Raw genomic sequence first — 22,995 nt, 5'->3', positions numbered from 1 at the left:
CCCGGGAGTTTTCATGCGGCACTACCAGTCCTTCTTCAACATCCTCGTCCTTGGCGTCGCAGCCAGCTGCGCTTCGTTTGCGCAGGCGCAAGATGTCATTGGCAATATCGACGCCAATGCCAATGCTGACAGCCAGGCAGATGCCAAAGCCGACGTAACGACCTGGGGACTCGGCCTGGGTGTGGGCGTTCAGCGCAGTCCGTATCGCGATTACGGCAACAAGACCGGTGTATTGCCGATCCTGTTATACAACGGCAAGTACTTCCGCGTTGCCGGTACGACGGCCGATTTCAAGCTGGGCAGCGTGAGCCAGTTCGACTTCACCTTGCGTGCCAAATATTCGAATGACGGTTACAAATCCGGCGACGCCACCATCCTCAATGGCATGGATGAGCGCAAGGACGGCTTCTGGCTGGGTGGTTCGGCGGCATGGCGCGCGCCGTTTGCCAAGTTCACGCTGGAGTGGCTCAAGGCCGCCGGCAACAGCGATGGCCAGACCGTCAAGCTGGGTGCTGAGCGCGGGTTCACCGTCGGACGCGTCAAGCTCACGCCGCATCTGGGGGTAACCTGGATGAACAATGACTACGTTAACTACTACTATGGCGTAAAGTCCACGGAAGTCCGCTCCACGCGCGCAGCTTACACCGGCAAATCGACCACCAATGCCAGTGTAGGATTACGCACCGACTACAGCCTGACTGCGGCGCAATCGATGTTCCTTGATCTGAGCGTGACCCATTACGGCAGCGGTATTACCGACAGCCCGCTGGTGGATCGCTCGACAGCACCGGGATTGCGGCTGGGCTATATCTATAAATTCTAGACTCTGAGGCTGGCAATGAATCGCATCGCGCTGTTGGAAGATCATGAGCGTATGGCAGCGTTGATCGTAAAAGCCTTGGCCGCATCCGGCATCGAGACCGACGTCTACGCCACCATCGCCCACGCCGCTGATGGTTGTGCGCAGATGGCCTACCCGGTATTGGTGCTGGATCGCAGCCTGCCAGATGGCGACGGCCTCGATCTGGTGCGGCAGTTGCGCGCGCGCGGCGTGCTGACCCCGTGTCTGATGCTGACGGCACGCGACGCGTTGCATGACCGCGTCTCCGGGCTGGAGGCGGGGGCTGACGACTACTTGCCCAAGCCTTTTTCCATGGAAGAAATGGTCGCACGCGTACGTGCACTCATGCGGCGGCCATCGCAGGTGCAAAGTCTCTCTCCTGAGTTCGCCGGTCTGCGTATCGAGCCCGACGCCGGTTGCATGCGTCACGGTGACGACTCCGTATCGCTTGCCGCCGCCGAGATGCAATTGATGCTGCTGCTGGTGCGCGCCGCCGGCAAGACGGTACGGCGCTCTGCACTGGAAGCCGGCGCGTGGGGCTTGTCCGAACCGGTCACGCCCAATGCCCTCGATGTCGCCCTGCATCGTCTGCGCCGCAAACTCGCCGCCATCGATTCCACGCTGCAGATCGCCAATATCCGGGGCCACGGCTACGCCTTGCTCGAAGCCGGCAAACAAGCGCAGGTTTCATCATGAAAAGTTTATCGTTTCGCTTGCTGACCACTACCGCGATCGCGCTCACTTGCATCAGCGGCATCATCGTGCTGGCGCTGGCTTTGTTGTTGCGTCTGGGGCCGGACATGCTGATCAGTCACGATCTTAAGCGCAATGCCGAGCGTGTCCTGGCTGGCGTGCATTTCAGCGATGCCGGCGTGCCCGACAGCGTTCGCCTGAATCAAAAGATGACGGCGATTTATTCCGTGCTTCAGCAGGATGCGGCTTATCGTGTCATCGATCCGCAGGGGGCGGCACTGCTGTCGTCTGATCATGGCGTGACGGCGTATGTGCCCCAGGGTGAAAGTTTCGACCCCGCACGCAGTCGTTTCCGCATCGTCAACAATGGCGAAGGGCAGCAAGTGCTAACCTTGCCATTTACCCATGAAGGCCGTGAGTTCTACGTGCAACTGATGCGTAGCGAACGCATGCACCGTGTGATGCTCGGCAGCGATAGCGAAAAGACGCAAAAGCTTGCCATCGCCGCTGCCATCATCGCCATGCTGATGTTCAGTCTTGTGGTGGTGTGGACGCTGCACCGCGCGTTGAAACCTCTGCGCAAGGCATCGGCTGCGGCGGAGAAAATTCAGATCGACAACTTGTCAGCGCGTCTCTCGCTGGACGGTGTGCCGACCGAGCTGGCGCCGCTGTTCAATGCGTTCAATCTGGCGCTGCAACGGCTCGACGACGGCTACCGCGTACAGCGCGAATTTCTCGCCACCGCAGCGCATGAGCTGAAGACGCCTTTGGCACTGATTCGCGGCCAGATCGAACTTGAAGGCGTCAACAGTGAAGGACAAAATCAGGATCGCAGCGCCTTGCTGCGCGATCTGGACCACATGGCGCGGCAGGTGCACCAGCTGCTGCATCTGGCGGAAGCCAGCGAGCGCCAGAATTATGCGATGGAAGACATCGACGTCAAAGACATCGCCGCTGAAGCAACTGCGCAACTTGAACGTCTGGCCCAACGGCGTGACGTCCATGTCGTCGACATCGCCAACGACGAGCCGGTCATGGTCGCCGCCGACCGCGGCGCGCTATTCGTCCTGCTGCGCAACCTGATCGAGAACGCCATCCATCATGCGCCGCCCGGGAGTGCCGTCGACATCGATATCAACCGGCATGGCATCACGGTCAGAGATCACGGCGACGGTATTGCCGCCGACGCCATGCCGATGCTGTTCAAACGTTTCTGGCGGGGTGCGCATCGGCGTGACGAAGGCGCAGGTCTGGGTTTGTCGATCTGCGAAGAAATTGCACGCACTCATGGCTGGCGTCTCCGGGCAGAAAATTCAGCGCCCGGTGCCAGCTTCAAGGTCTCATTCGCTGCGGATTAAGCGGCGGGCGAGTGGTTTTATTTGTTATTTAGGCAATTTTCCCGTAATGCGGAAAGATGCGGCCAAGGTATCCGCTTTACTACAGACACGCGCCGTGCTTTTCTATATCATCCCGCCTTTGCAAAAATACGGCAGGGATAAGCATGTCAGACGCTTGCGGCGTGGATTTCGGAACGTCCAATTCCACGATGGGATGGAGCAGGCAGGGACAACCCTCCTTGCTGGCGCTGGAAGACGGCAAGATGACCTTGCCTTCGGTGGTCTTCTTCAACGCCGATGAAAACGAATTCAGTTACGGGCGTGCTGCGCTCTCGACCTATCTGTCCGGCTACGAAGGCCGCCTGATGCGTTCGTTGAAGAGCCTGCTCGGCTCCGGCATGATCGACGGCCAGACCGAAGTCGGCGGCCGCGCGCTGCCGTTTCGCGCCTTGCTGACACAATTCATCGGTGAACTCAAACAGCGTGGCGAACGCTCCGCCGGCCGTCGCTTCGACAGCGTGGTGCTCGGCCGGCCGGTGCATTTCGTCGACGACAACGCCGACGCCGATCAACTGGCGCAAGACACGCTCGAAGAGATCGCGCGCGCCGTCGGTTTCAAGCACATCGACTTCCAGTACGAACCGATCGCTGCCGCCTTCGATTACGAATCCACCATCGATCGCGAAGAGCTGGTGCTCATCGCCGACATCGGCGGGGGCACCTCCGACTTTTCGCTGGTGCGCCTGTCGCCCGAGCGCGCCAAGAAGGCCGAGCGCCGCGACGACATCCTCGCCAACGGCGGCGTGCACATCGGCGGCACCGACTTCGACAAATACCTCAGCCTGGCCAGCGTCATGCCGCTGCTCGGCCTGGGCAGCAAGCTCACCAGCAACAGCGAAGTGCCGTCCGGTTACTACTTCAACCTGGCGACCTGGCACACCATCAACCTGATCTACACGCGCAAGGCCTGGCAGCAATTGCAGGATGTCTATCGCGAAGTCAGCGAGCGCGAGAAGTTCGCGCGCCTGCTCGATCTGGTTGAGCAACGCGCCGGTCACTGGCTGGCGCTGCAAGTGGAAGCCGCCAAGATCGGTTTGTCCGCAGGCGAGTCGGTGACACTGGAACTGGATCGCTTGCGTCCACCGGAATCGCTGCAATTGCAACGCGCCGATTTCGACGCCAGCATTGATCATCTGGTGCAGTCGGTGGAGCAGACCGTCGGCAAGTTGCTGAGCGACGCCGGCGTAAAAGCCGATGCCATCGATTCGGTATTCTTCACCGGCGGCTCCAGCGGCGTGCATCTGTTGCGTCATCGCATTGCTGCATTGGTGCCGAATGCGCGGCAAGTCGAAGGCGACCTGTTCGGCAGTATCGGTTCTGGCCTCGCCTTAGATGCCGTGCGGAAATTTTCCTGATTTCTTTCTGACGCCTGCCTGGCGACGCTGTTGGTAATAGGTGTTTCCCCGTGAATTTCGTTGTGATCGGCCATGACTGCTGGCATCATCGCAACAAATAAATCTCAGGGGAAAGCTGTGGTGCGTCGTCTCTTCGCAAAACACGGAGCGCGCTGGTTGCTGGCGCTGGTATTGACGCTGGCGGCGGGTGCGCAGGTGATGGGTTATCTGCCCGGCTTGCTGACCGATCGCATCGACTTGTTCTTCTACGACATGCGCATGCGCATCGCCAAGGTAGAGACCGACCCCCGCATCATCATCGTCGACATCGACGAAAAGAGTATCGGCGAAATCGGCCGCTGGCCTTGGAGCCGCGACGTCGTCGCTGATCTGATCAGCAAGATGACCGACAGCTACGAAGCGCAGACCGTCGCCTTCGACGTCTTGTTCGCCGAGCCCGACAACAGTTCCGGCTACGCTACCCTCGAAAGCCTTGCACATAGCGAACTGAAATCGCTGCCGCAATTCGGCCAGCAATTGCAGGCGCTCAAGCCCAAGCTTGATTTCGACGCACGCATGGCAGCCGCCATCAACGGCCGTCCGGTGGTGATGGGTTACAACCTCTCCAACGAACCTGACGCCATCGCCAAGGGCGAGTTGCCCAAGCCGGTCTTCACAACAGCCGCATTGGGCGGTCGCCGTCTCGATGTCACAAAATGGAAAGCCTACGGCGCCAATCTGCCGCAATTGCAGCAAGCGGCCGAGGCCGGCGGCTTCTTCAATCCGCTGCTCGACAGCGATGGCCTGATCCGCCGTGTGCCGTTGATCGCACAGGTCGGTGACAACTTCTACGAATCACTGGCATTGGCGAGCGCCCGCTCGGCACTCGGCGCTACACGCATGAAGCCGATCTTCCTGCAGCAGGATGCCGTGATGTCGGAGAAGCAGCTACGCGATTACGGCGCGCTCGAATCGATTGCGCTTGATACCAAACCACGTCCCACGTTCATTCCGGTCGAGCGTCACCTGACCACGCTGGTGACGTATCGCGGTCGCGGCGGTATCCACGGCGGCGCGTTCCGCTATGTGCCGGCGGTGGACATCCTCAAAGGACGCATTCCCAAAAACGATCTGGCCGGCCGTATTCTGCTGGTCGGCACCACGGTGCCGGGCCTGTATGACTTGCGGGCTACGCCGGTAAGTCCGAACTATCCGGGTGTGGAAATTCACGCCAATATCATCGCCTCCATTCTTGATGGCGACTTCAAGCAGCAACCTGAATTCTCCGTCGGCTTCAACGTCGTGCAGATCGCCGTCATCGGCCTGCTGCTGGGTTTGCTGTTGCCTTTGCTCGGCCCGCTCTGGGCCATCGTGCTCACCGGGGGGACGGCATTCGGCATCGGCGCCTTCAACTTCTGGCTGTACGACAGCGGCGGCCTGGTGTTGCCGATGGCAACCGCGCTGATCCTGATCGCCGCGCTGTTCATCTGCAATCTGGGCTGGGGTTATCTGTTCGAATACCGCAACCGCCGCGCCATCGTCAACTTGTTCGGTGAATACGTCGCCCCCGAACTGGTCGCCGAAATGGCTGCCAATCCCGCCAGCTACAACATGGAAGGCGAGAGCCGCGAACTGACTGTGATGTTTTCCGACGTGCGCGGCTTCACCACGATTTCGGAAGGCTTGCAGCCCAACGAATTGCGCGAATACATCAACGCCTATCTGACCGCCATGTCGGAAGACATCCGCGGTAATCGCGGCACGCTCGACAAGTACATCGGCGACGCCGTGATGGCGTTCTGGGGCGCGCCGATCGAGTTGCCTGACCATGCCGCACGCGCTGTGACCACGGCACTGAAGATGCAGCAAAGCTGCATCGTGCTCAACGCAGAATTCGCCAAGCGTAACTGGCCGCCACTGAAGATCGGCATCGGCCTGAACACCGGCAACATGCGCGTGGGCGACATGGGCTCGAAGATCCGCAAGGCATACACAGTGATGGGCGACGCCGTCAATCTGTCGTCACGGCTGGAGTCGATCACCAAAGTCTACGGTGTCGGCGTGCTGGTCGGCGTGGCCACCCGCGACGCCGCGCCGGAATTCGCCTATCGCGAACTCGACAGCGTCCGCGTCAAGGGCAAGAACGAACCGGTGCCGATTTTTGAACCGCTGGGATTGGCGTCGGAACTGACGCCGACGCAACGCGAGCAACTCGACAAATGGACCGCCGCATTGGCGCTGGTGCGCCAGCAACAATGGGATCAGGCCGAGCAAATCATCCTTGCCTTGCAGCAAGAAAATGCGCACGGTTTGTACGATCTCTACCTGCAGCGCATTGCCTACTTCCGTGCGCATCCTTTGCCTCCCGATTGGGATGGCGTGACCACTTTCGAAACAAAATGACACTGACTGCAATGCCCGTCTGACAAGACTTTGAAGGTTTTATTTCTGTCTGGAAATGATAATGACAGACCGTTGTCAGCTAAGCGAAAACCCATACCCGATATTGCGGATTTTTGTCGACAGGCAATAGACTCTGTATCTATACTCCACAGTATGTCGCGCTGTTCGGGGTGGGTGGCGCGGGCACTGTAATTTTCGTCGCCACGTTATCTGCATTGTGAGCATTTCGCGCAAAGAAGAACAAGAAGTCAGCGAAATCGACGGGTCAATGCGGCGATGACAATTGCCGTCGCACAACAAACTCTCCGAAGAATAAACAGGGTCGGAAATCCCGCGATGATCGCGCGCTTCCGGCTGTTGTCGCGGGTTTAGCATTGGTAGGTTGCGCGCAGTCATGCATGGGCAAAATATTGGCGGCGCGCATGAGCAGCAGGCAGTAGGCCGGAGCATTGTGCATGCGACGGCAAAAGAGGGTAGGGAATTCATCATAAATCGAGACGATGTCCGGACGCTTGCTTGAAAGCAAGCGTCCGACTGCTGTTGTCCTGAGAACGACATAAAAAAATGAAACAACGTTTACTGCAATGCCTGTTGGGGATGACATTGACGGTTGCTGCCGTCAGTGCGCTTGCCGAGGACAGTTTCACCATCGAACGCTTCCAGGTCGAGGGCAACACGCTCTTGTCTGCGAAAGAAATACAGCGCCTGGTGGCGCCGATGACCGGCTCCGGCCGCGTCTACGGCGATGTGCAAAAGGCGCTGGAAGCGCTCGACAACGCTTACCGCAAGGAGGGCTACAGCGCGGTGCAGGTCTACGTGCCCGAGCAGGAACTTACCGGCGGCGTGGTCAGGATTCAGGTGACGGAAAACGCGATCAGGGACGTCACCGTCACCGGCAACAAATATTTCAGCGAAAAGAATATCCGCGCCAGTGTGCCGGCGCTCGAGATCGGCAAGACGCCGAACCTGCGCGCCATTTCCGAAGCCGTGCAACTGAGCAACGACAGCGCTGCCAAGCAAATCAACGTGTCCCTGAGTTCCGCCGAGGAAGACGGCAAGATCGACGCCGAAGTCAAAGTGACCGACTACGACCCGCTGCGCGTGTTCCTGACACTGGACAACACCGGCGCCGCGTCCACCGGCAACTGGCGCACCGGCGTGGCGATCCAGCATGCCAACCTGTTCGACCGCGATCAGGTCGGCACCCTGGCCTACACCACGTCGCCGGACAGTCCGCACGGCGTCAAGGTCGACATCTATTCGCTGGGTTATCGCATTCCCCTGTACAGCATCGGCGACAGCCTCGATTTCATCTACGGTAAATCCAGCGTCAACACCCCGGGCGGATCACCGACACTGGGCGGCGTGCTGGGCTTCACCGGCAAGGGCGACGTCTACGGTTTCCGCTGGAATCATTTCTTTGCACGCGAAGGCGAGACCAGCACCAAGCTGGTGTTCGGCGTCGACTACAAAAAAATCGATTCGCGCTGCAGCATCAACGGCGCTGAAATCAGCATCGCGCCGCCGACTCCGCCGATCGCCTCTTGCGTGCCTTACACCACCATGCCGCTGAGTGTGACCTACAGCGGCCAGACGCGCGGCGTTGGCCAAAGCGTCGACTACAACATCGGCATCGCCCGCAACTGGGGTACCGGAACGGCTTACACCAATACCCAGGGCGGCAACCGGGTCGACCGCTATTCCTACCTCACGCCGGGCAGCCGCAACAGCAACGACGATTTCATCATTCTGCGTGGCGGTGCATCGATTTTCAAAGGCTTCAAGAACGACTGGCAAATGCGTATTGCCGCCACCGCGCAATACGCCAAGGACCCGCTGGTATCGGCGGAACAATTCGGTCTGGTCGGCGCCACTACCGTGCGCGGCTTTACCGAACGCGCGGTCGCTGCCGACAGCGGCGTGATCGTCAACGCCGAGGTCTATACGCCGGAACTGGTCAGCAAGGGCAACATGCGCCTGCTGGCCTTTTTTGATATTGGCCGGGGCTACAACAACAACGTCGGCAGCAGCGGCATCCCATCGGGCATGACCGTGGCCAGCCTCGGTTTCGGCACGCGCTATGCATTGGGCCGCGACTTCAATGTGAAACTGGATGTGGCGCGGGTGGCCAATGCGGGCACCTCCCTGACTGAAAAACGTGGTGACTTGAACGCGCATGTAAGCGCGACATTGGGGTTCTGACATGACTAATCCTGACCAAAAGACTACTGCCGGCCAACACGACGTGAGCGTTGAACTGATGCCGCCGTCGTTCACCATGCGGGTCGGCAATCGCCGTCTGACCGTGAGCTGGCGGCCGCGCAAAGCGGTGCCGATGCTGCTGACTGGTTTGCTGCGCCGTTCGTGGCGCGCGATGTTCGGCAATTCGCTGCGCATCTCGATGACCGCCGCCGCCATCTGTGCGGCGTGGAACGTCCCCGCGCTGGCCGCCGCGCCGCCGGTTAACACCTTGCCGACCACCACCGTCAATGGCAACACGGTTGTCGGCGGCACCGTCACCTACGGCAACGCGACCTTCACGCAAAACGGCAATACGCTCAACATCAACCAGACCACCGGTCAGGCGATTGCCAACTTCACCACCTTCAGCATCGGTTCCAATGCCGTCGTCGACATCAGCCAGCCGAACTCCGCAGCCGCCTTTCTGGCGCGCGTGACCGGCACCGATCCTTCGCTGATCTACGGTCTCTTGAAATCCAACGGGACTGTCGCGCTGATCAACCAGAACGGCATCATGGTCGGCCCCGGCGGCGTAGTCGACGTGGCGCGTTTCATCGCCAGCACGCTCAATATCAGCGACAACGATTTCCTGGCGGGACGCCTGACCTTCAACGCCGGCGCGACTGCGGGCAACGTCGACAATCAAGGCACCATCAAGACCGCCACCGGCGGCAGCGTCTACCTGATCGGCGCGAATGTCAGCAACAGCGGCGTGATCCAGAGTCCGAACGGAGAAATCCTGCTGGCCGCCGGACAAACCGTGCAACTGGTGGATACGGCCACGCCGGGCGTATCGGTCAATGTCACGGGCGCGACAGGTAGTGTTACCAACCTCGGTGTGATCACCGCCGAAGCAGGCCGGATCGGCATCGCTGCGGGCCTGATCAACAACAGCGGCAACATCAACGCCAGCAGCGTGGTGAGCGAAGGCGGACGGATCTTCCTGCGCGCGTCGCAGAGTCTGACGACGACTGCGAGTTCGAATATCACGGCGGATGGCGCCACCAAGGGTGGCAGTGTGGTGCTGTATTCGGACAAGGTCGCCTACATCGACGGCAATGTATCGGCGCAGGGTGCGCCGGGCCAGGGCGGTTACGTCGATACCTCGGGCCTGAAGTCGCTCGACGTGGTCAATGCGCCGACCGTCGGTTCCGGCGGCACCTGGCTTATCGATCCTTACGATCTGGAAGTGGTGAGCGATGCCGTCGCCAACGCCGGCATCTCCACCGCCGGCACGGGGCCTTTTGCCGTCACCTCGACCGGCACCGGCGCCAGGATCAGGGCATCGTCCATCAGCACCTGGCTTAGCCAGGACATGAACGTGACGCTGGCCACGACAGGTGATCCTTCGGTGGGCGGCGACGGCAACATTACGATCAATGCAGCGATCACGAAGAGCGCCGGCGCGTATTCCGCATTGACGCTCAATGCTGACGGCAATATCTATGTCAACGCCAACATCACCAGCACCAGCGGCAGGCTCGATTTGAATATGTTGAGCAATTACCGCGGCATCTCGGAAGCCATCCTGTCGAATGAGATCAGCGGCGCCACCGTGTCGCTCAATGGCGGCGTGCTCAACGTCAGCGACGGCCTTGCCGGTTTCCGAAACGGCAACCTGACCATTAAAAATGGCGGCGTGCTCAACCTGGGTTACAACACATCGGATCCGAATGCGCAACAAGCCGGCGCCGTGGCTACCGGCAACCTGACCGTGGACGCTTCCAGCAGCATCGTCGGCAGCGGCTACAATTCGAATCTGACCGTGAACAGCGCCTATACCAACAATGGCACCTTGACGCTGGCCGACACGGCCGCCATGAGTGCCGGCACCTTCACCAACAACGGCAACGCCACCCTGACCAGTGCCAGCGCCTTCACTTCAGGCGGGGTCAGCAACAGCGGCAACCTGACGCTGTCCAATGCCTCGCTCAACGTCAGCGCTGCACTGGACAATACCGGTACCGTCAATCTCACCAAAAGCACCATCTGGACGCAGACCGGCTTCACCAATGAGGCCGCCGGCATCGTCAAGGCCAATTACCTGACTTCGTTGCTTGCCGGCCAGGTTTACAACTACGGCACGATGACGCTGGACTCCACCGCCAACAAGCCGACCGGCTACACCGGCGACACGACGATCACGGTCGGCGCAGGCCTGACCAACAACGGCACCCTGGCGATGTTTGGCACGGTGGACGCCAGCGGCGGCGATGTGAACAACAATAGCAATCTCACCCTGACCGGCGCCAGCCTGGCGATCACCACGCTCAACAACAACGCCGGCGGTACGCTGTCCGGAACCGGGTCGATCACCGCCAACGGCCAATTCACCAACAATGGCGTTTTGTCGCCGGGCGGTATTGGGACGGTGGGCGCAATGACTGTCAACGGCAACTTTACGCAGGGTGTCACCGGCGTGCTTAATATCGACGTCGCCAGCGCCTCCAGCTATGACGTCCTGACGATCAATGCGCCGACCACGGTCAACTTGGGAGGTACGCTGCAGAGCAAGTTGCTTGGTGGTTATGTGCCGACGCTGGACACGCGCCTTTCTCCGATCGTCTTCACGACCAGCAACGCCGGCTCCAGCTACTTCCGCCATGTGCTGGGCGACGTGATCGGTACAGGCGACAACATGCAAATGCTCAAGGTCGATTACAAGGGCACGTTGGCGTTGGTCATGAGCGGTTCGGCGGACCTGACATACTCCGGCAACTCAGATAGTAATTGGGGCAACGCGCTGAGTTGGACGGGCGGTGTCTTGCCGACCGCAATCGACAATGTCTTCGTGGCAGAAGGATCGACCTTGTCGCAGGCTTATGGCGACGGCGTCGACACGATCAAAAGCATCACCTTCAACAATGGCTCCGGCTTGACCATAGGCAGTGGCAACACGGTCAATGTAGGCAGCATCAACACGCTCGGTTCCAGCAGCATCACGATCACCGGCACCGCGGTAGAAGGCGGCGGAGAAGGTGGCGAAGGTTTCAACGGATTCAGCTACGGCGGCGGTGGTGCGACAGCGTACAACCGCGGGGTGCTGAACTTGTCCGGAACCGCACGCATCAGCAGCCTGACCTTGTCCAATGGCGGCACTCTCAATGGCGGCACCGGTTCGATACTGAACGTGACCGACAATTTTTCGCAAACCACCGCCGGCGTCATCAACAGCAACGGCACGGTAGCGCTAAGCCGTAATGACGGTGATCTGGTGGTGGGCAACATCACGGCGCGCAACCTGTTGCTGGAAGCACAGAATGGCGCGATCTCGCAGGGCGAGAGTTCATTGCACGTGATGCAACAGCTGCTGACCTCCTCGAGCACAGGCACGACATTAAACGCCAGCGCCAACCGCATCGCGGCATTCGCGGGCAATAACCGTGGCATCAATGACATCGTGCTGGTGAACAATCTGGAGCTGGCTGATACCTCGGCGGTGAAGATCAATGGTGTCACCAATGCCAACGGCAGTATCAGCATCGACAATACCGGCGCTGCAGTGACAACGGTATTGGGCAGCGGAGCTAATTTCCTGACGAGCTTGCCCACGGCGCCTGAGGTTACGACTCCGCCTACACTGTCGGACCGACTGACGACATTGGGCATTACCACCAACGGCACCCTCAGCGCCGGCATGTTGTCGCATACAGTTTCTTTTGCGACGCATAGTCCGCTGACCATCGGCAGCGGCGGCGTGACGGCAGCAGGTGGCATCTCCCTTGGCGCCGGTGTGGCAGGCTCGGGTCTGGCTGCCGACGCTCTCGTCGTCAACGGTTTGCTCACATCCACCAATGGCGGCACCATCGCCCTCACCGCCGGCGGCAGTATCAACGTTAACGCCAATATCTCGACCTCCGGCCTCTACACGCCGTCGATGACGCCCACGTATGCGCCAGGCGTGTCGATTACCACTTCAAGCGGCACGGTAATTCCGGTAGCGGCACTGGTAGCGACGCAGACGACGCAGACCGTTACGCCGACTACCGACACCACCAGCCAGATCGACCGCAGCGTCAACAACACTCAGACCACGTCGACATCAAGCACCACCACGACAGGCACCAATCCGGTTCTCGACAACACCCAGACCACCGGCGGCACCGCCGGCACCTTTGGTGGCGACGATACCGAGACCACGAGCGGGCAGGGAAGTACTCCCGCCAGTGGCGCCAAAAAAGTCGTCAAGTTGTACTGCAGCTGACATCTTAGGAATCGATAAACATGAAACAACTTACTTCCATGAGATCCCGGCATAGCCATGCAAATCTGCTGCATTTCTGGCGTCTGCTCTGCCTGTTCGCTTTGCTTGCCTGGGGTGGCGCCGTCTACGCGCAAGTGGTCGGTACCGTGACCCACTTGTCGGGCGTCCTGACCGCCAAGCGCGCCGACGGCAGCACTGCAGTGCTGGCGATCCAGTCGAAGATCCAGCAGGGCGATACGCTGATCACCGAATCCAACACCTATACCCGCGTGAAGTTCCTCGACAACGCTGAGATCGTCCTGCGTCCGGGGTCGCAACTGGTGGTCAAGAGCTATCTCTACGATGCCGACAAGCCCGAGAAAGACAACATCAGCATCAGCCTGGTCAAGGGCGGTTTGCGCGCGGTCACGGGTCTGGTCGGCAAGCGCAATCACGATGCGGTGAGTTTCGATACGCCGACGGCGACCATCGGTATCCGGGGCACCCATTTCGGCGCGCTGTTCTGCCAGAACGATTGCGGCGGGGTGCCGACCAGCAGCGGTAGCACGCCGCAAAACGGTCTGCATGTCGATGTAGCGCAGGGCGCGATCGTGTTGACCAATCCGGCCGGGCAGCAGGTGTTCCAGACCGGACAGTTCGGATTTGTGGCGAACCTGAATACGCCGCCGGTCGTGATTCCGCCGGCGCAAGGCGTACCAGTGACGATGCCGCAATCGATCAGCAAGAATGGACCGAGCACTCAGCAGAGTGCGGCGAAGGGCGGCAACGTGGATTGCATCGTCCAGTAAGGCAGCGGCAGAAAGTATGAAGACAGTACGGCGCTGTGCAGACAGCGCCGTTGTTTTTGGACGGTCAGGAAAGAGGAACGCTCAGAAGTTCAGCACCGACTCCGCCATCAGCATCTTGATGTTGCGCGCGCCGGCGCCTTGCAGCAATTCCTTTTGGATCTGATTGAACAGACCGGGTTTGGCGTGCGTGACGAGGATTTCGGGATTGCTCTTGAGCTTGGCAAGGTCGTCCAGCAGCAGGCTGGGGCAGAAGTGCTTGGAGAGTTTGGCGAGTTCGCGCTCGCTGTCGGGGAAGGCGGCTTCGACGATCAGGTAGCGCAGGTTGTCGATGGTGTTGACGGTTTCCCACAACGCGTCGCAGCTGGTGGTGTCGCCGCTGAAGACCAGGCTGGTGTTGCTGCTCAGGTCTTCCAGGTGATAGCCGACAGCGGGCACGGTGTGGTTGGCCGGCAGCGCGGTGATGCTGCGCTCGCCGATCAGCAGCGACTTGCCGACTTCGATGGTGTTGAAGCGCAGGAAGGGATTTTCCGGTGAGGGGATCTCGCTGAAGTCGGGCCAGATCTGCCAGTTGAAAATGTGCTTGCGAATGATGTCCTGCGTCGCGCGCGTGGCGTGCATGGTCAGCGGTGTGTTGCGCTGGTCGCCGACGCTGTCGAGGATGAAGGGCAGGCAGGCGATGTGGTCCAGGTGCGAATGCGTGATGAAGACGTGGTCGATGGCGGCCAGCGCCTGCAGCGGCAAGTCGTTCACGCCAGTGCCGGCGTCGATCAGGATGTCGCTGTCGACCAGCAGGGATGTGGTGCGCAGCGTGTTGCCGCCTATGCCGCCACTGCATCCGAGAATTTCTACGCGCATCGTCTGATCTGGATTGAAATGATGATTGTTGCGACCGGAACACGTGTGTTCGTACGGAAATTCTCCGCGGTCCCCCTGGTAACGCTATCCCTTAACGCTACTGTTCTTTTTTTATGCCAAAGATTGCTGTCTGGAACCAGAATGTGGCAATCTATGCAACATCGTTCGATGGTAAGTTATCCGCCGGTCTAAATCAATAAAAAGCACCGATGCATCCGGCGAAACAACAGCAAGACATGACGCAGGTCAAAGGGCCGCAAACGGGGAAGTCAGACGGAAAATGACATTTCAGCATCTCATCGGGCGGGCAAAAAATGCACGCAAAAGCGCGCCGGTGTCTCGTTGCAGTAACAGGCAGGAAAAAAGCGCTCTGCTTGACACTTTGTTGTCAGTATTGAAGCGTATCTTTGCAGAATCACAAAGTACCGCAAGCAAACGTTTTCACTGCATCGCAGAGGGCGATGCAGGCCAGCTATCTCCATTGAGCCGACGAATAACATGAAAAACCAGCATCTCGATATCGCCCACCGCCTGGAAAAGCTGACCGAACTCAGCGTGGCGCTCAGCAGCAACCGCAACATCCCGTTGTTGCTTGAGCGCATCCTGCAGACCGCGCGCAGCATTACCCTGGCCGACGGCGGTACACTCTACCGCACGGTGGAGGACGAGGACAGTCTGGCCTTCTATATCTCGATCAACGATACGCTGGGCATGCACCAGGGCGGCAGCAGCGAGCAGAAGATCACCATCCCCAACATCCAGCTGACCCTTCCCGACGGCACCAAAAACCTCGGTGCCGTCGCCGCTTATGCCGCCAACACGCGCAAATCGGTGAACATCCCCGACGTGTATCAGGCCAAGGAATTCAATTTCTCCGGCATGCGCATGTTCGACGAGAAGTTCGGTTACCACTCGCAGTCCTTCCTGACCGTGCCGATGCAGGATCACGAAGGCGAACTGGTCGGCGTGTTGCAACTGGTCAATGCGATCGATCCGGACACCGGCAAGCCGCACCCGTTTTCTCAGACCGATCAGTACTTCATCGAAGCGCTGGCATCACAGGCGGCCATCGCCATCACCAACCAGCAGCTTATCTATCGGCTGGAAAACCTGTTCGAACATTTCATCAAGCTCATCAACATGGGTATCGATGAAAAATCGCCGCACACCGGTCGCCACTGCGAACACGTACCTGAGCTGGCAATGATGCTGGCCGAAGCCGCGCACGAAACCACCGAGGGCCCGATCGCAGACTTCCAGATGACCGAGCGCGATCGCCGCGAGTTGTGGGTGGCAGGTCTGCTGCACGATTGCGGCAAGATCACCACGCCAGACCACGTGGTCGAAAAATCGACCAAGCTGCAAACCATCTATGACCGTATCGGCCTGATCGACACGCGTTTTGAAGTCCTCAAACGCGATGCCGAAATCGCTGTCCTCAAAAAGAAGCTGGAGCTGGGCGCTGCACTTGACGCCGCGCAGAGCGAAGCGATGGATCGCGAGCTGGCGGAACAATGCGCCGCGCTCGACGCCGATCGCAACTTCCTGCGTAAGGCCAACATCGGCAGCGAAGGCATGAAGCCCGAAGATCAGGATCACGTTACCGCCATCGCCGCACGCCAATGGCGCGGTCCGGAAGGCGATGTCATCCCGGCGCTGACCGACGACGAAATCACCAATCTGCGCATCCGCATGGGCACGCTCAACGATGCCGAACGTCAGATCATCAACAACCACATTGTCGTTACCATCAAGATGCTGGAGTCGCTGCCGTGGCCGAAGCAATTGCGTAACGTCACCGAATACGCCGGCGGCCATCACGAGCGCATGGACGGCAAGGGTTATCCGAAGGGGCTCACGCGTGACCAGATGTCGCTGCCGGCACGCATGATGGCGATCGCCGACATCTTCGAAGCGCTCACCGCAGCCGACCGTCCTTACAAGCGCGGCAACACGCTCAGCGAAGCGCTGGAAATTCTCGGCGGCTTCCGTCAGCGCGATCACATCGATCCGGATCTGTTCGACGTCTTCGTGCGCAGCAAAGTGTACGAAAAATACGCAGAGAAATTCATGCCTGCCAGCCAGATCGATGTCGTCGATCACAGCAAGATTCCGGGCTTCGTTCCCTGAAGCCGGGGCAGCCGGATACTGGACGGTTGATGCCGTTCGGCGATCGTACCTGACCACCGTGACATCTCACATCGCTTACTGCGAAAAACAGCGCAGGAATTTCACCTGATGGAAACATCAACAAGCCGTGGCAATCCTGCACCACCCTCCGAAACTTTGTCGCCGACAGCCTCTCCCGCATCTTCGCCGCCGTCGCCATTGCCATTGCCGTTACTGAAGCCGACCATCCTGGCGACATCAAAGGGTTCTTTCTTCCGTCGTCACCTGCGTGGCGACTATTCGCTGGCGCGCTCTTACTGGTTGCATACGGTGGTGTTCGCGGTGCTGCTGCCAAGGCTGCTTGGCGTCCTCGTGATACCTCTTTTTGCCGATGGGCCGGCACGATATGGTGCTGCAGCAACCATCGTGCTGCTGTTTGCCGGGTGGCTCGCCTGGGGCTGGGGTGCTTGGGGAACGTGGATGTCCGCGGCCAAGCACGCGCAGCGTGGCGGCAAGCGCCTCTGGGCCAATGTTGCCCGAATCATTCTGATCTTCGGACTGATCGGTACCGTCGCCAACGCTGTCAAAATTCAGTCGGCATTGGGTGAATACCTGCGCACGGCGTTGGGCAAGCAATGGGGGCCGGAGACCACGTTTGAAGTGCGTGCGGACGGCCGTTCCATCCTGCTCAAAGGCGGCATTAATGACGACACCGCCGAGCGCTTCGTGAAGGCGCTCGATGCGGCGCCCGGTGTACGTATGGTGGTGTTGTATTCCAGTGGCGGCTGGGTGACGCAGGGCCGCCGGCTTGCGAAGATCATTGGCGGACGTGGATTGGATACTTATGTCGAGCAGGATTGCGCCTCGGCCTGCACCATCGCCTTCCTGGCGGGCAAGAGCCGGGCAGCGGATCCCGCGGCGCGCATCGGCTTCCATGCTTTTCATTCCATGGGTGGCTTCGATGAAAAATTCGCGCAGTCCACTGATGAAAAGCTGGCCCGCGACACCTACGGCGAGGCGGGACTGTCATCGGCCTTCATCGACCGCATTGTCCGCACCAGCCACGACGACGTCTGGTATCCCACTCACGCTGAACTGCTGCGGGCCGGCGTGTTGACCCGTACCAGCCTGGGCGGCGAGACTGCGACGTTGGCTACGGCGGCATCCACGCGTGAGAAGCTCGAGGAAGAATTCAAGAAGTCCGAAGTGTTCGACGTCTTGTCCGTGAAGTACCCGGATGATTTCAATCGCATTGTTGACGGCGCCTGGAAGAAGGCGCAGGACAAGCGGCCGGACAATGAGATTGTCGCGGCGGCACGGGTGGAGTTGGAGCGGATGACCGGCCGGCTGCTGCCAATGGCGTCAGACAAGTCGCTGATGGACTTTCAGCGTCTGTTGCTGGAGCGCGCTGAAGCGTTGCGACTGCAAAACAATGAAGCTTGCGCCGCCACCTTATTTCCTGCAACACAGTCCGAGTCCGCGCGTGCACGCGTATCGCTGCCGCAGGAACTCACCGACCGGGAAGCGCGGTTTACCGCCGCCATGATCCGCGACAGCAGCCCCGACAATCGCCAGACCTTCAGCAAGGAAGAGACGCAACAGACCGTCAGTCATTTATTGGCGTCGCTGACACCTGAGCAACAGCAGCTATTGCGATCGCCGCAGTTGCGAGCGGCATCGCCAGACGGAACCTGCGCCATGGTGATCTCCTATCTCCAGGCAATTGATGCGCAGCCGGAAGTGCTTCGGAAGCGGACGTTGCGGGTGCTGTATGCGCAGCGTTGAAACTCGATTCCTTGGCGGTATCGTGACGTAGAATTCGGCTGTTATTCAGCCACAAGATCATTATAAATAAGCGGCGTATAAGTTCTGCCGTTTGAAAAGGGGAAAAGAATGAAAAGACTGGTGAAGCTCTTTATGGGGGTGGTCGTGCTCTTGTTGGCCGGTTGCGCCGCCAAGAGCGTGCAGCGCAATGTTGTACTGGACAGCAGCAGCGGCAAGGGACTGGTGGTCATCTCCGTCTCGCACGATCGCGTTGGCTCGAGAGGAATGGTTGGCACGTTCTACATGGATCGAAAAAACGGACTGTCCGACATGACGATGCTGCGCACGCTGGGTGAAGCTTTTCCCGGCGTCGTAAAGGGCAGTCAGTTCAAGGATAGCTACGGCCAGGTGTTGGTGCTTGAGCTGGCCGCAGGTAAACACTCCATGGATAGTTGGCGCGCTGCACGTCAGGCCGGGTATGAAATCACTCCCAGCGTCGATCCGTCGCCATTGGAGTTTGAGGTTGTTGCGGGCAGCATCCAATATTTAGGAAATCTGCATCTGAATATGGAGAGCGGCAAAAACGCGGTTGGTCTGACGGTCATTGCCGATGCCTATCCGGAAGTTCGCGACATGCGTGCGCGGGACATCGCACTGGTAGAAAAGATCTATCCGCAGTTCAAGGATAGCATCTCCATCAACCTGCTTCCGTTAGGACCATGGTCGGCTGAACGCGGCAATACCAGATTTATTTCTCCCTTGTTTTATCCTGTGACGAAGTAGCAAAATTTCCTGAACAGGAAGGAGCGTCGACGTGCATCTGATCTGGCTGGAAGACTTCATCGAACTGGCGCGCACGCGTAGTTTTTCGCGGGCGGCGGAGAACCGTTTTGTCACGCATCCGGCATTCGGCCGTCGTATCAAGGCCTTGGAGCAATGGGTCGGCGCCGAGCTGGTGGTGCGTTCGCATCCGGTGTCGCTGACGGCGGCGGGGCAGTTGTTTCTGGATGCGGCGACGCATTCGACAGATGTGTTGTATGCGGCACGGGCGCAGTTGCAGGATGGCTCCAGCCCGGTGGAGCAGACCTTGCGCGTGGCGACAGGCCGTACCTTGGCGCGGACGTTTTTTCCAGACTGGTATGAGAGCATCAATCAGCGCTTTGGCCCTTTCCCTGTTTCGGTCAGCACCGGTGGCGCGCAGGAGGTGATCTTGCGGCTGGGTGCCGGCGATGCCGATCTGCTGGTGATTTATTCGAGCCCGACCACGCGTTTGCTGATCGATCCGATGCGCTATGAATCACTGACGCTGGCGCGCGAGATTCTGTTGCCGGTGGTTGCCGCCGATGCCAAGGGACGCCCGCGATACAAGCTGGCGCCGGCTAGCGCAGCAACGCCGACACCTTGGCTGGGATTTTCGCAATCGCTGACGCTGCGCGGTGTGCTGGCTAAACATCTGGCCGGTTTGCCCAGGAAGATTTCGTTACGCATGGTGTACGAAGCCGACTCCTACGAATCCATTCACGAGATGGCGCGACGCGGCGTCGGCGTGGCCTGGCTGCCGCAACGGCTGGTGCAGGAAGACGTCAATGAACGCCGTCTGCTGGTCATCGGCGAGCCGGAGATGCGCGTCAATTTCGACATCTCACTGTATCGCGTGCGCGGCAACGACAATGCGCTGGTCAACGCGATCTGGGACGGCGTGGCGTCGGACGCCATCGACAAGCCCTGATGCATTGAGTCGCACGTTCAAGGCACTCAACAGCAAAAAGCACAAGCTTGTGCCGAAACGGCAATAAGCAAAAAATCGCGCTCACTATACTCCCTCAAAGTTCTCGAAACGCCTTCCGGTACGTCTGGAAAGATGCTCACAAATAGAGTGCAATAGACTGCAACGCGCACTATTTTCGAGCATCGTGTCAGACGCACTGAAGCGTGCGAGCCAATAGAATAAGCGGCGCAGACATGACTGCCATCGCAGCAATGCGCCGCACAGAGAGAGAATGGGAGTCACCGCATGTCAGCCGAATTTGAATCTTCGTCAGCGTATGCCACCGCACCGCAGGCAGCCAAACCGCAAAAATCCCTGGAAAGAAATCTGCGCCGCCAGTATCGGCAATGCGCTGGAGTTTTATGACCTGCTGATCTACGGTTACTTCGCCGTGGTGATCGGGAAGCTGTTCTTTCCTGCACAGGATGAAACCACCTCACTGCTGCTGAGCGTCGGCACCTTCGGCATCTCTTTCGTCATCCGTCCGCTGGGCGCCATCGTGCTCGGTTCTTACGCCGACCGTGCAGGACGCAAGGCTTCGCTGACCGCATCGATCCTGATCATGATGGTCGGTACCGCGATGATCGCGTTTGCACCGACCTATGCGCAGATCGGTATTGCATCGCCGTTGATCATCATTGTGGCGCGCTTGCTGCAAGGCTTCTCCACCGGTGGAGAATTCGGCGCCGCAACGGCCTTCATGGTTGAGCATGCCGACGCCAAGCGCCGCGGCTTTTTCGCCAGCTGGCAACTGTCGACGCAAGGTCTTGCCACCGTGCTGGCGGCGGGCGTCAGCGCTTTGCTCAGCTACAACCTGACCGATGCGCAGCTCAACGACTGGGGCTGGCGCGTAGCGTTCTGCTTCGGTTTGCTGGTGGGGCCGGTTGGTCTCTACATCCGCAGCCAGATCGATGAAACACCGGAATTCAAGAAAATCGCCGCCGATGCGGCTGTCGCCAAGGCGGAGAAATCGCCGCTGATGATCGTGCTGGTGCGCGACCGCGTCAAGCTGCTGCTGGCCATCGGCGTGGTGGCCGGCGCCACCGGCTTCAACTACGTGCATAAGCTGTACATGCCGACCTACGCGCTGAAGCAGCTGCATATTCCCGCCACCTCGTCCTTCATCGGCGCGCTGATCACGGGCCTGGTGCTGATGTTGACGGCGCCGGTGTTCGGCACCTTGTCGGATCGCTACGGCCGCTTCCGCGTGTTGACGATTGCGATGCTGGCGATCGGCCTGACCTCGTATCCGCTGTTCATGCTGCTCAACACCTGGCCGACCGTGACGACGCTGATCGCCGTGCAAGGGATCGTGGGTGTGCTGATTGCGGCTTGCCTGGGGCCGATCCCGGCCATGTTGTCGGATATTTTCCCGACGCAGACACGCGGCACGGGTCTTGCACTGAGCTATAACTTCTCGGTGACGTTGTTCGGCGGTTTCTCGCCGCTGATCGTGACCTGGATGATCGCTGCAACCGAGAACAAGATGGCGCCGAGTTTCTATGTCATGGCGACTGCGTTGATCAGCCTTGTGGCCGTGATCACGCTTGGCCGCAGGATGGGGCGCACCCAATAAATTTATCTGGATTAGCTGGAGTCTTTTGCATGAAAACCCTGGAACAAGTACGCGCACAATTGAAACACTATCCGGTCGAGGTGGAGTTTCCCAATATCGACAAATGGCAGCACGGTAATACCGGCGTCGATTATGTACACAGCATCGACAGCGGTATCGCCGGTCCGCATGTGATGATCCTTGCGCTGATGCACGGCAATGAAGTGAGCGGCGCAATCACCGTCGACCGTTTGCTGCAAGCCGGACTGAAACCGCTCAAGGGGCGCGTCACGCTGGGCTTTGCCAATGTTGAGGCGTATCGCCGCTTCGATGCAAGCAATCCGGATGCGACTCGCTATGTCGACGAAGACATGAACCGCGTCTGGTCGTCGTCGCGCCTCGACGGCGCTGAAGACAGCATCGAGCTGCGCCGTGCACGCCAGCTGCGCCCCATTATCGACACCGTCGACTACATGCTGGATCTGCATTCCATGCATGAAGAAGCGCCGCCGCTGATCGTCAGCGGTCCGCTGGACAAGGGCATCCAGTTCGCAGCGGACGTGGGTGCGCCCGAGCACGTGATCATCGACGTGGGCCATCCCAACGGCAAGCGCATGCGCGACTACGCCGGTTTCGGCGATCCGGCCAGCGCCAAGAATGCCTTGCTGATCGAAACCGGCCAGCACTTCTCTGCACGCAGCAAGGAAGTGGCGATGAACTCGGCCTGCCGTTTCATGATCGCCACCGGCGTGATGGCCGAGAGCGCGTTGCGCGGCTTCATGCTGGCGGGTGAGCCGGCACCGCAACGTTTCTTCCGCGTGACCGAGCCGGTGGTGGCGACGTCCTACGATTTTGAATTTGCCGAAGATTATCGCGGCATGGAAATCATCGCCAAGGCCGGCACCGTCATTGCACGCGAAGGCGAACGCGAATTCGTCACACCGTATGACAACTGCGTCATCGTCATGCCATCGCTGCGCCAGCTCGGACCCGGCGTGACCGTGGTGCGGCTGGGGCATATCGTCGCGCGCCAGCAAAATTAG

15 protein-coding genes are annotated in these 22,995 nt (G+C 59.6%); 14 read left to right on the top strand and 1 reads right to left on the bottom strand.

The window, feature by feature from the left end; genetic code table 11:
- Positions 1–13 precede the first annotated feature (13 nt).
- The 8 genes from hmeg3_RS22265 to hmeg3_RS22230 all read left to right on the top strand — a co-directional run bounded on the left by hmeg3_RS22265 (position 14) and on the right by hmeg3_RS22230 (position 13,901).
- The gene (locus hmeg3_RS22265) at positions 14–823 is read left to right on the top strand and encodes a MipA/OmpV family protein (protein ID WP_094565689.1); all 810 of its coding nucleotides are present in this window, start codon (positions 14–16) and stop codon (positions 821–823) included.
- A 15-nt stretch (positions 824–838) separates the two neighbouring features.
- Positions 839–1,537, top strand: a complete 699-nt coding sequence (locus hmeg3_RS22260) for a response regulator transcription factor (protein WP_094565688.1) — start codon at positions 839–841, stop codon at positions 1,535–1,537.
- Positions 1,534–2,892, top strand: a complete 1,359-nt coding sequence (locus hmeg3_RS22255; protein WP_094565687.1) for a HAMP domain-containing sensor histidine kinase — start codon at positions 1,534–1,536, stop codon at positions 2,890–2,892. Before hmeg3_RS22260 ends, hmeg3_RS22255 begins: the two co-directional genes overlap by 4 nt.
- A 143-nt stretch (positions 2,893–3,035) precedes the next feature.
- Complete coding sequence (locus tag hmeg3_RS22250; RefSeq protein ID WP_094565686.1) at positions 3,036–4,286, top strand: Hsp70 family protein; 1,251 nt, start codon at positions 3,036–3,038, stop codon at positions 4,284–4,286.
- Between the two features lie 117 nt (positions 4,287–4,403).
- On the top strand, positions 4,404–6,668 hold the full coding sequence (locus hmeg3_RS22245) for a CHASE2 domain-containing protein (protein ID WP_094565685.1): 2,265 nt from the start codon (positions 4,404–4,406) through the stop codon (positions 6,666–6,668).
- A gap of 597 nt (positions 6,669–7,265) precedes the next feature.
- Positions 7,266–8,870 carry a ShlB/FhaC/HecB family hemolysin secretion/activation protein gene (locus hmeg3_RS22240; RefSeq protein WP_094565684.1) on the top strand — a complete coding sequence of 535 codons (1,605 nt, stop codon included), beginning with the start codon at positions 7,266–7,268 and terminating at the stop codon, positions 8,868–8,870.
- A 1-nt stretch (position 8,871) separates the two neighbouring features.
- Positions 8,872–13,113, top strand: a complete 4,242-nt coding sequence (locus hmeg3_RS22235; protein WP_094565683.1) for a filamentous hemagglutinin N-terminal domain-containing protein — start codon at positions 8,872–8,874, stop codon at positions 13,111–13,113.
- A 20-nt stretch (positions 13,114–13,133) separates the two neighbouring features.
- Positions 13,134–13,901 carry a FecR domain-containing protein gene (locus tag hmeg3_RS22230; RefSeq protein ID WP_094565682.1) on the top strand — a complete coding sequence of 256 codons (768 nt, stop codon included), beginning with the start codon at positions 13,134–13,136 and terminating at the stop codon, positions 13,899–13,901.
- A gap of 81 nt (positions 13,902–13,982) precedes the next feature.
- Here the strand turns inward: hmeg3_RS22230 and hmeg3_RS22225 are convergent, their stop codons facing one another.
- Entirely contained in the window at positions 13,983–14,756 is a 774-nt protein-coding gene (locus hmeg3_RS22225; RefSeq protein WP_094565681.1) for a 3',5'-cyclic-nucleotide phosphodiesterase, read from the bottom strand.
- A 498-nt stretch (positions 14,757–15,254) separates the two neighbouring features.
- Here hmeg3_RS22225 and hmeg3_RS22220 point away from each other — a divergent pair, with 498 nt between their 5' ends.
- From hmeg3_RS22220 to hmeg3_RS22195, 6 genes are all read left to right on the top strand, one after another.
- A complete protein-coding gene (locus hmeg3_RS22220) occupies positions 15,255–16,886 on the top strand; it encodes an HD family phosphohydrolase (protein WP_094565680.1) in 1,632 nt (543 codons plus the stop codon).
- A gap of 108 nt (positions 16,887–16,994) precedes the next feature.
- The gene (locus hmeg3_RS22215; RefSeq protein ID WP_094565679.1) at positions 16,995–18,650 is read left to right on the top strand and encodes a hypothetical protein; all 1,656 of its coding nucleotides are present in this window, start codon (positions 16,995–16,997) and stop codon (positions 18,648–18,650) included.
- Positions 18,651–18,758: 108 nt separating this feature from the next.
- Complete coding sequence (locus tag hmeg3_RS22210) at positions 18,759–19,412, top strand: hypothetical protein (protein ID WP_157739328.1); 654 nt, start codon at positions 18,759–18,761, stop codon at positions 19,410–19,412.
- A 31-nt stretch (positions 19,413–19,443) separates the two neighbouring features.
- Positions 19,444–20,358 carry a LysR family transcriptional regulator gene (locus hmeg3_RS22205; protein WP_094565677.1) on the top strand — a complete coding sequence of 305 codons (915 nt, stop codon included), beginning with the start codon at positions 19,444–19,446 and terminating at the stop codon, positions 20,356–20,358.
- A 316-nt stretch (positions 20,359–20,674) separates the two neighbouring features.
- Positions 20,675–21,973, top strand: a complete 1,299-nt coding sequence (locus hmeg3_RS22200; protein WP_094565676.1) for an MFS transporter — start codon at positions 20,675–20,677, stop codon at positions 21,971–21,973.
- Positions 21,974–22,002: 29 nt separating this feature from the next.
- Positions 22,003–22,995 carry a M14 family metallopeptidase gene (locus hmeg3_RS22195; protein ID WP_094565675.1) on the top strand — a complete coding sequence of 331 codons (993 nt, stop codon included), beginning with the start codon at positions 22,003–22,005 and terminating at the stop codon, positions 22,993–22,995.

Source organism: Herbaspirillum sp. meg3 (genome assembly GCF_002257565.1).
GTDB lineage: Bacteria > Pseudomonadota > Gammaproteobacteria > Burkholderiales > Burkholderiaceae_D > Herbaspirillum.
Note: the sequence above shows the minus strand (reverse complement) of the source record. Positions and strands in the feature narration are given on the sequence as shown.

Excerpts from the sequence above, each read along its gene's own strand:
- hmeg3_RS22265 (WP_094565689.1), top strand. The coding sequence starts at position 14 with ATGCGGCACTACCAGTCCTTCTTCAACATCCTCGTCCTTGGCGTCGCA.
- hmeg3_RS22260 (WP_094565688.1), top strand. The coding sequence starts at position 839 with ATGAATCGCATCGCGCTGTTGGAAGATCATGAGCGTATGGCAGCGTTG.
- hmeg3_RS22255 (WP_094565687.1), top strand. The coding sequence starts at position 1,534 with ATGAAAAGTTTATCGTTTCGCTTGCTGACCACTACCGCGATCGCGCTC.
- hmeg3_RS22250 (WP_094565686.1), top strand. The coding sequence starts at position 3,036 with ATGTCAGACGCTTGCGGCGTGGATTTCGGAACGTCCAATTCCACGATG.
- hmeg3_RS22240 (WP_094565684.1), top strand. The coding sequence starts at position 7,266 with ATGACATTGACGGTTGCTGCCGTCAGTGCGCTTGCCGAGGACAGTTTC.
- hmeg3_RS22235 (WP_094565683.1), top strand. The coding sequence starts at position 8,872 with ATGACTAATCCTGACCAAAAGACTACTGCCGGCCAACACGACGTGAGC.
- hmeg3_RS22230 (WP_094565682.1), top strand. The coding sequence starts at position 13,134 with ATGAAACAACTTACTTCCATGAGATCCCGGCATAGCCATGCAAATCTG.
- hmeg3_RS22225 (WP_094565681.1), bottom strand. The coding sequence starts at position 14,756 with ATGCGCGTAGAAATTCTCGGATGCAGTGGCGGCATAGGCGGCAACACG.
- hmeg3_RS22220 (WP_094565680.1), top strand. The coding sequence starts at position 15,255 with ATGAAAAACCAGCATCTCGATATCGCCCACCGCCTGGAAAAGCTGACC.
- hmeg3_RS22215 (WP_094565679.1), top strand. The coding sequence starts at position 16,995 with ATGGAAACATCAACAAGCCGTGGCAATCCTGCACCACCCTCCGAAACT.
- hmeg3_RS22210 (WP_157739328.1), top strand. The coding sequence starts at position 18,759 with ATGAAAAGACTGGTGAAGCTCTTTATGGGGGTGGTCGTGCTCTTGTTG.
- hmeg3_RS22200 (WP_094565676.1), top strand. The coding sequence starts at position 20,675 with ATGCCACCGCACCGCAGGCAGCCAAACCGCAAAAATCCCTGGAAAGAA.
- hmeg3_RS22195 (WP_094565675.1), top strand. The coding sequence starts at position 22,003 with ATGAAAACCCTGGAACAAGTACGCGCACAATTGAAACACTATCCGGTC.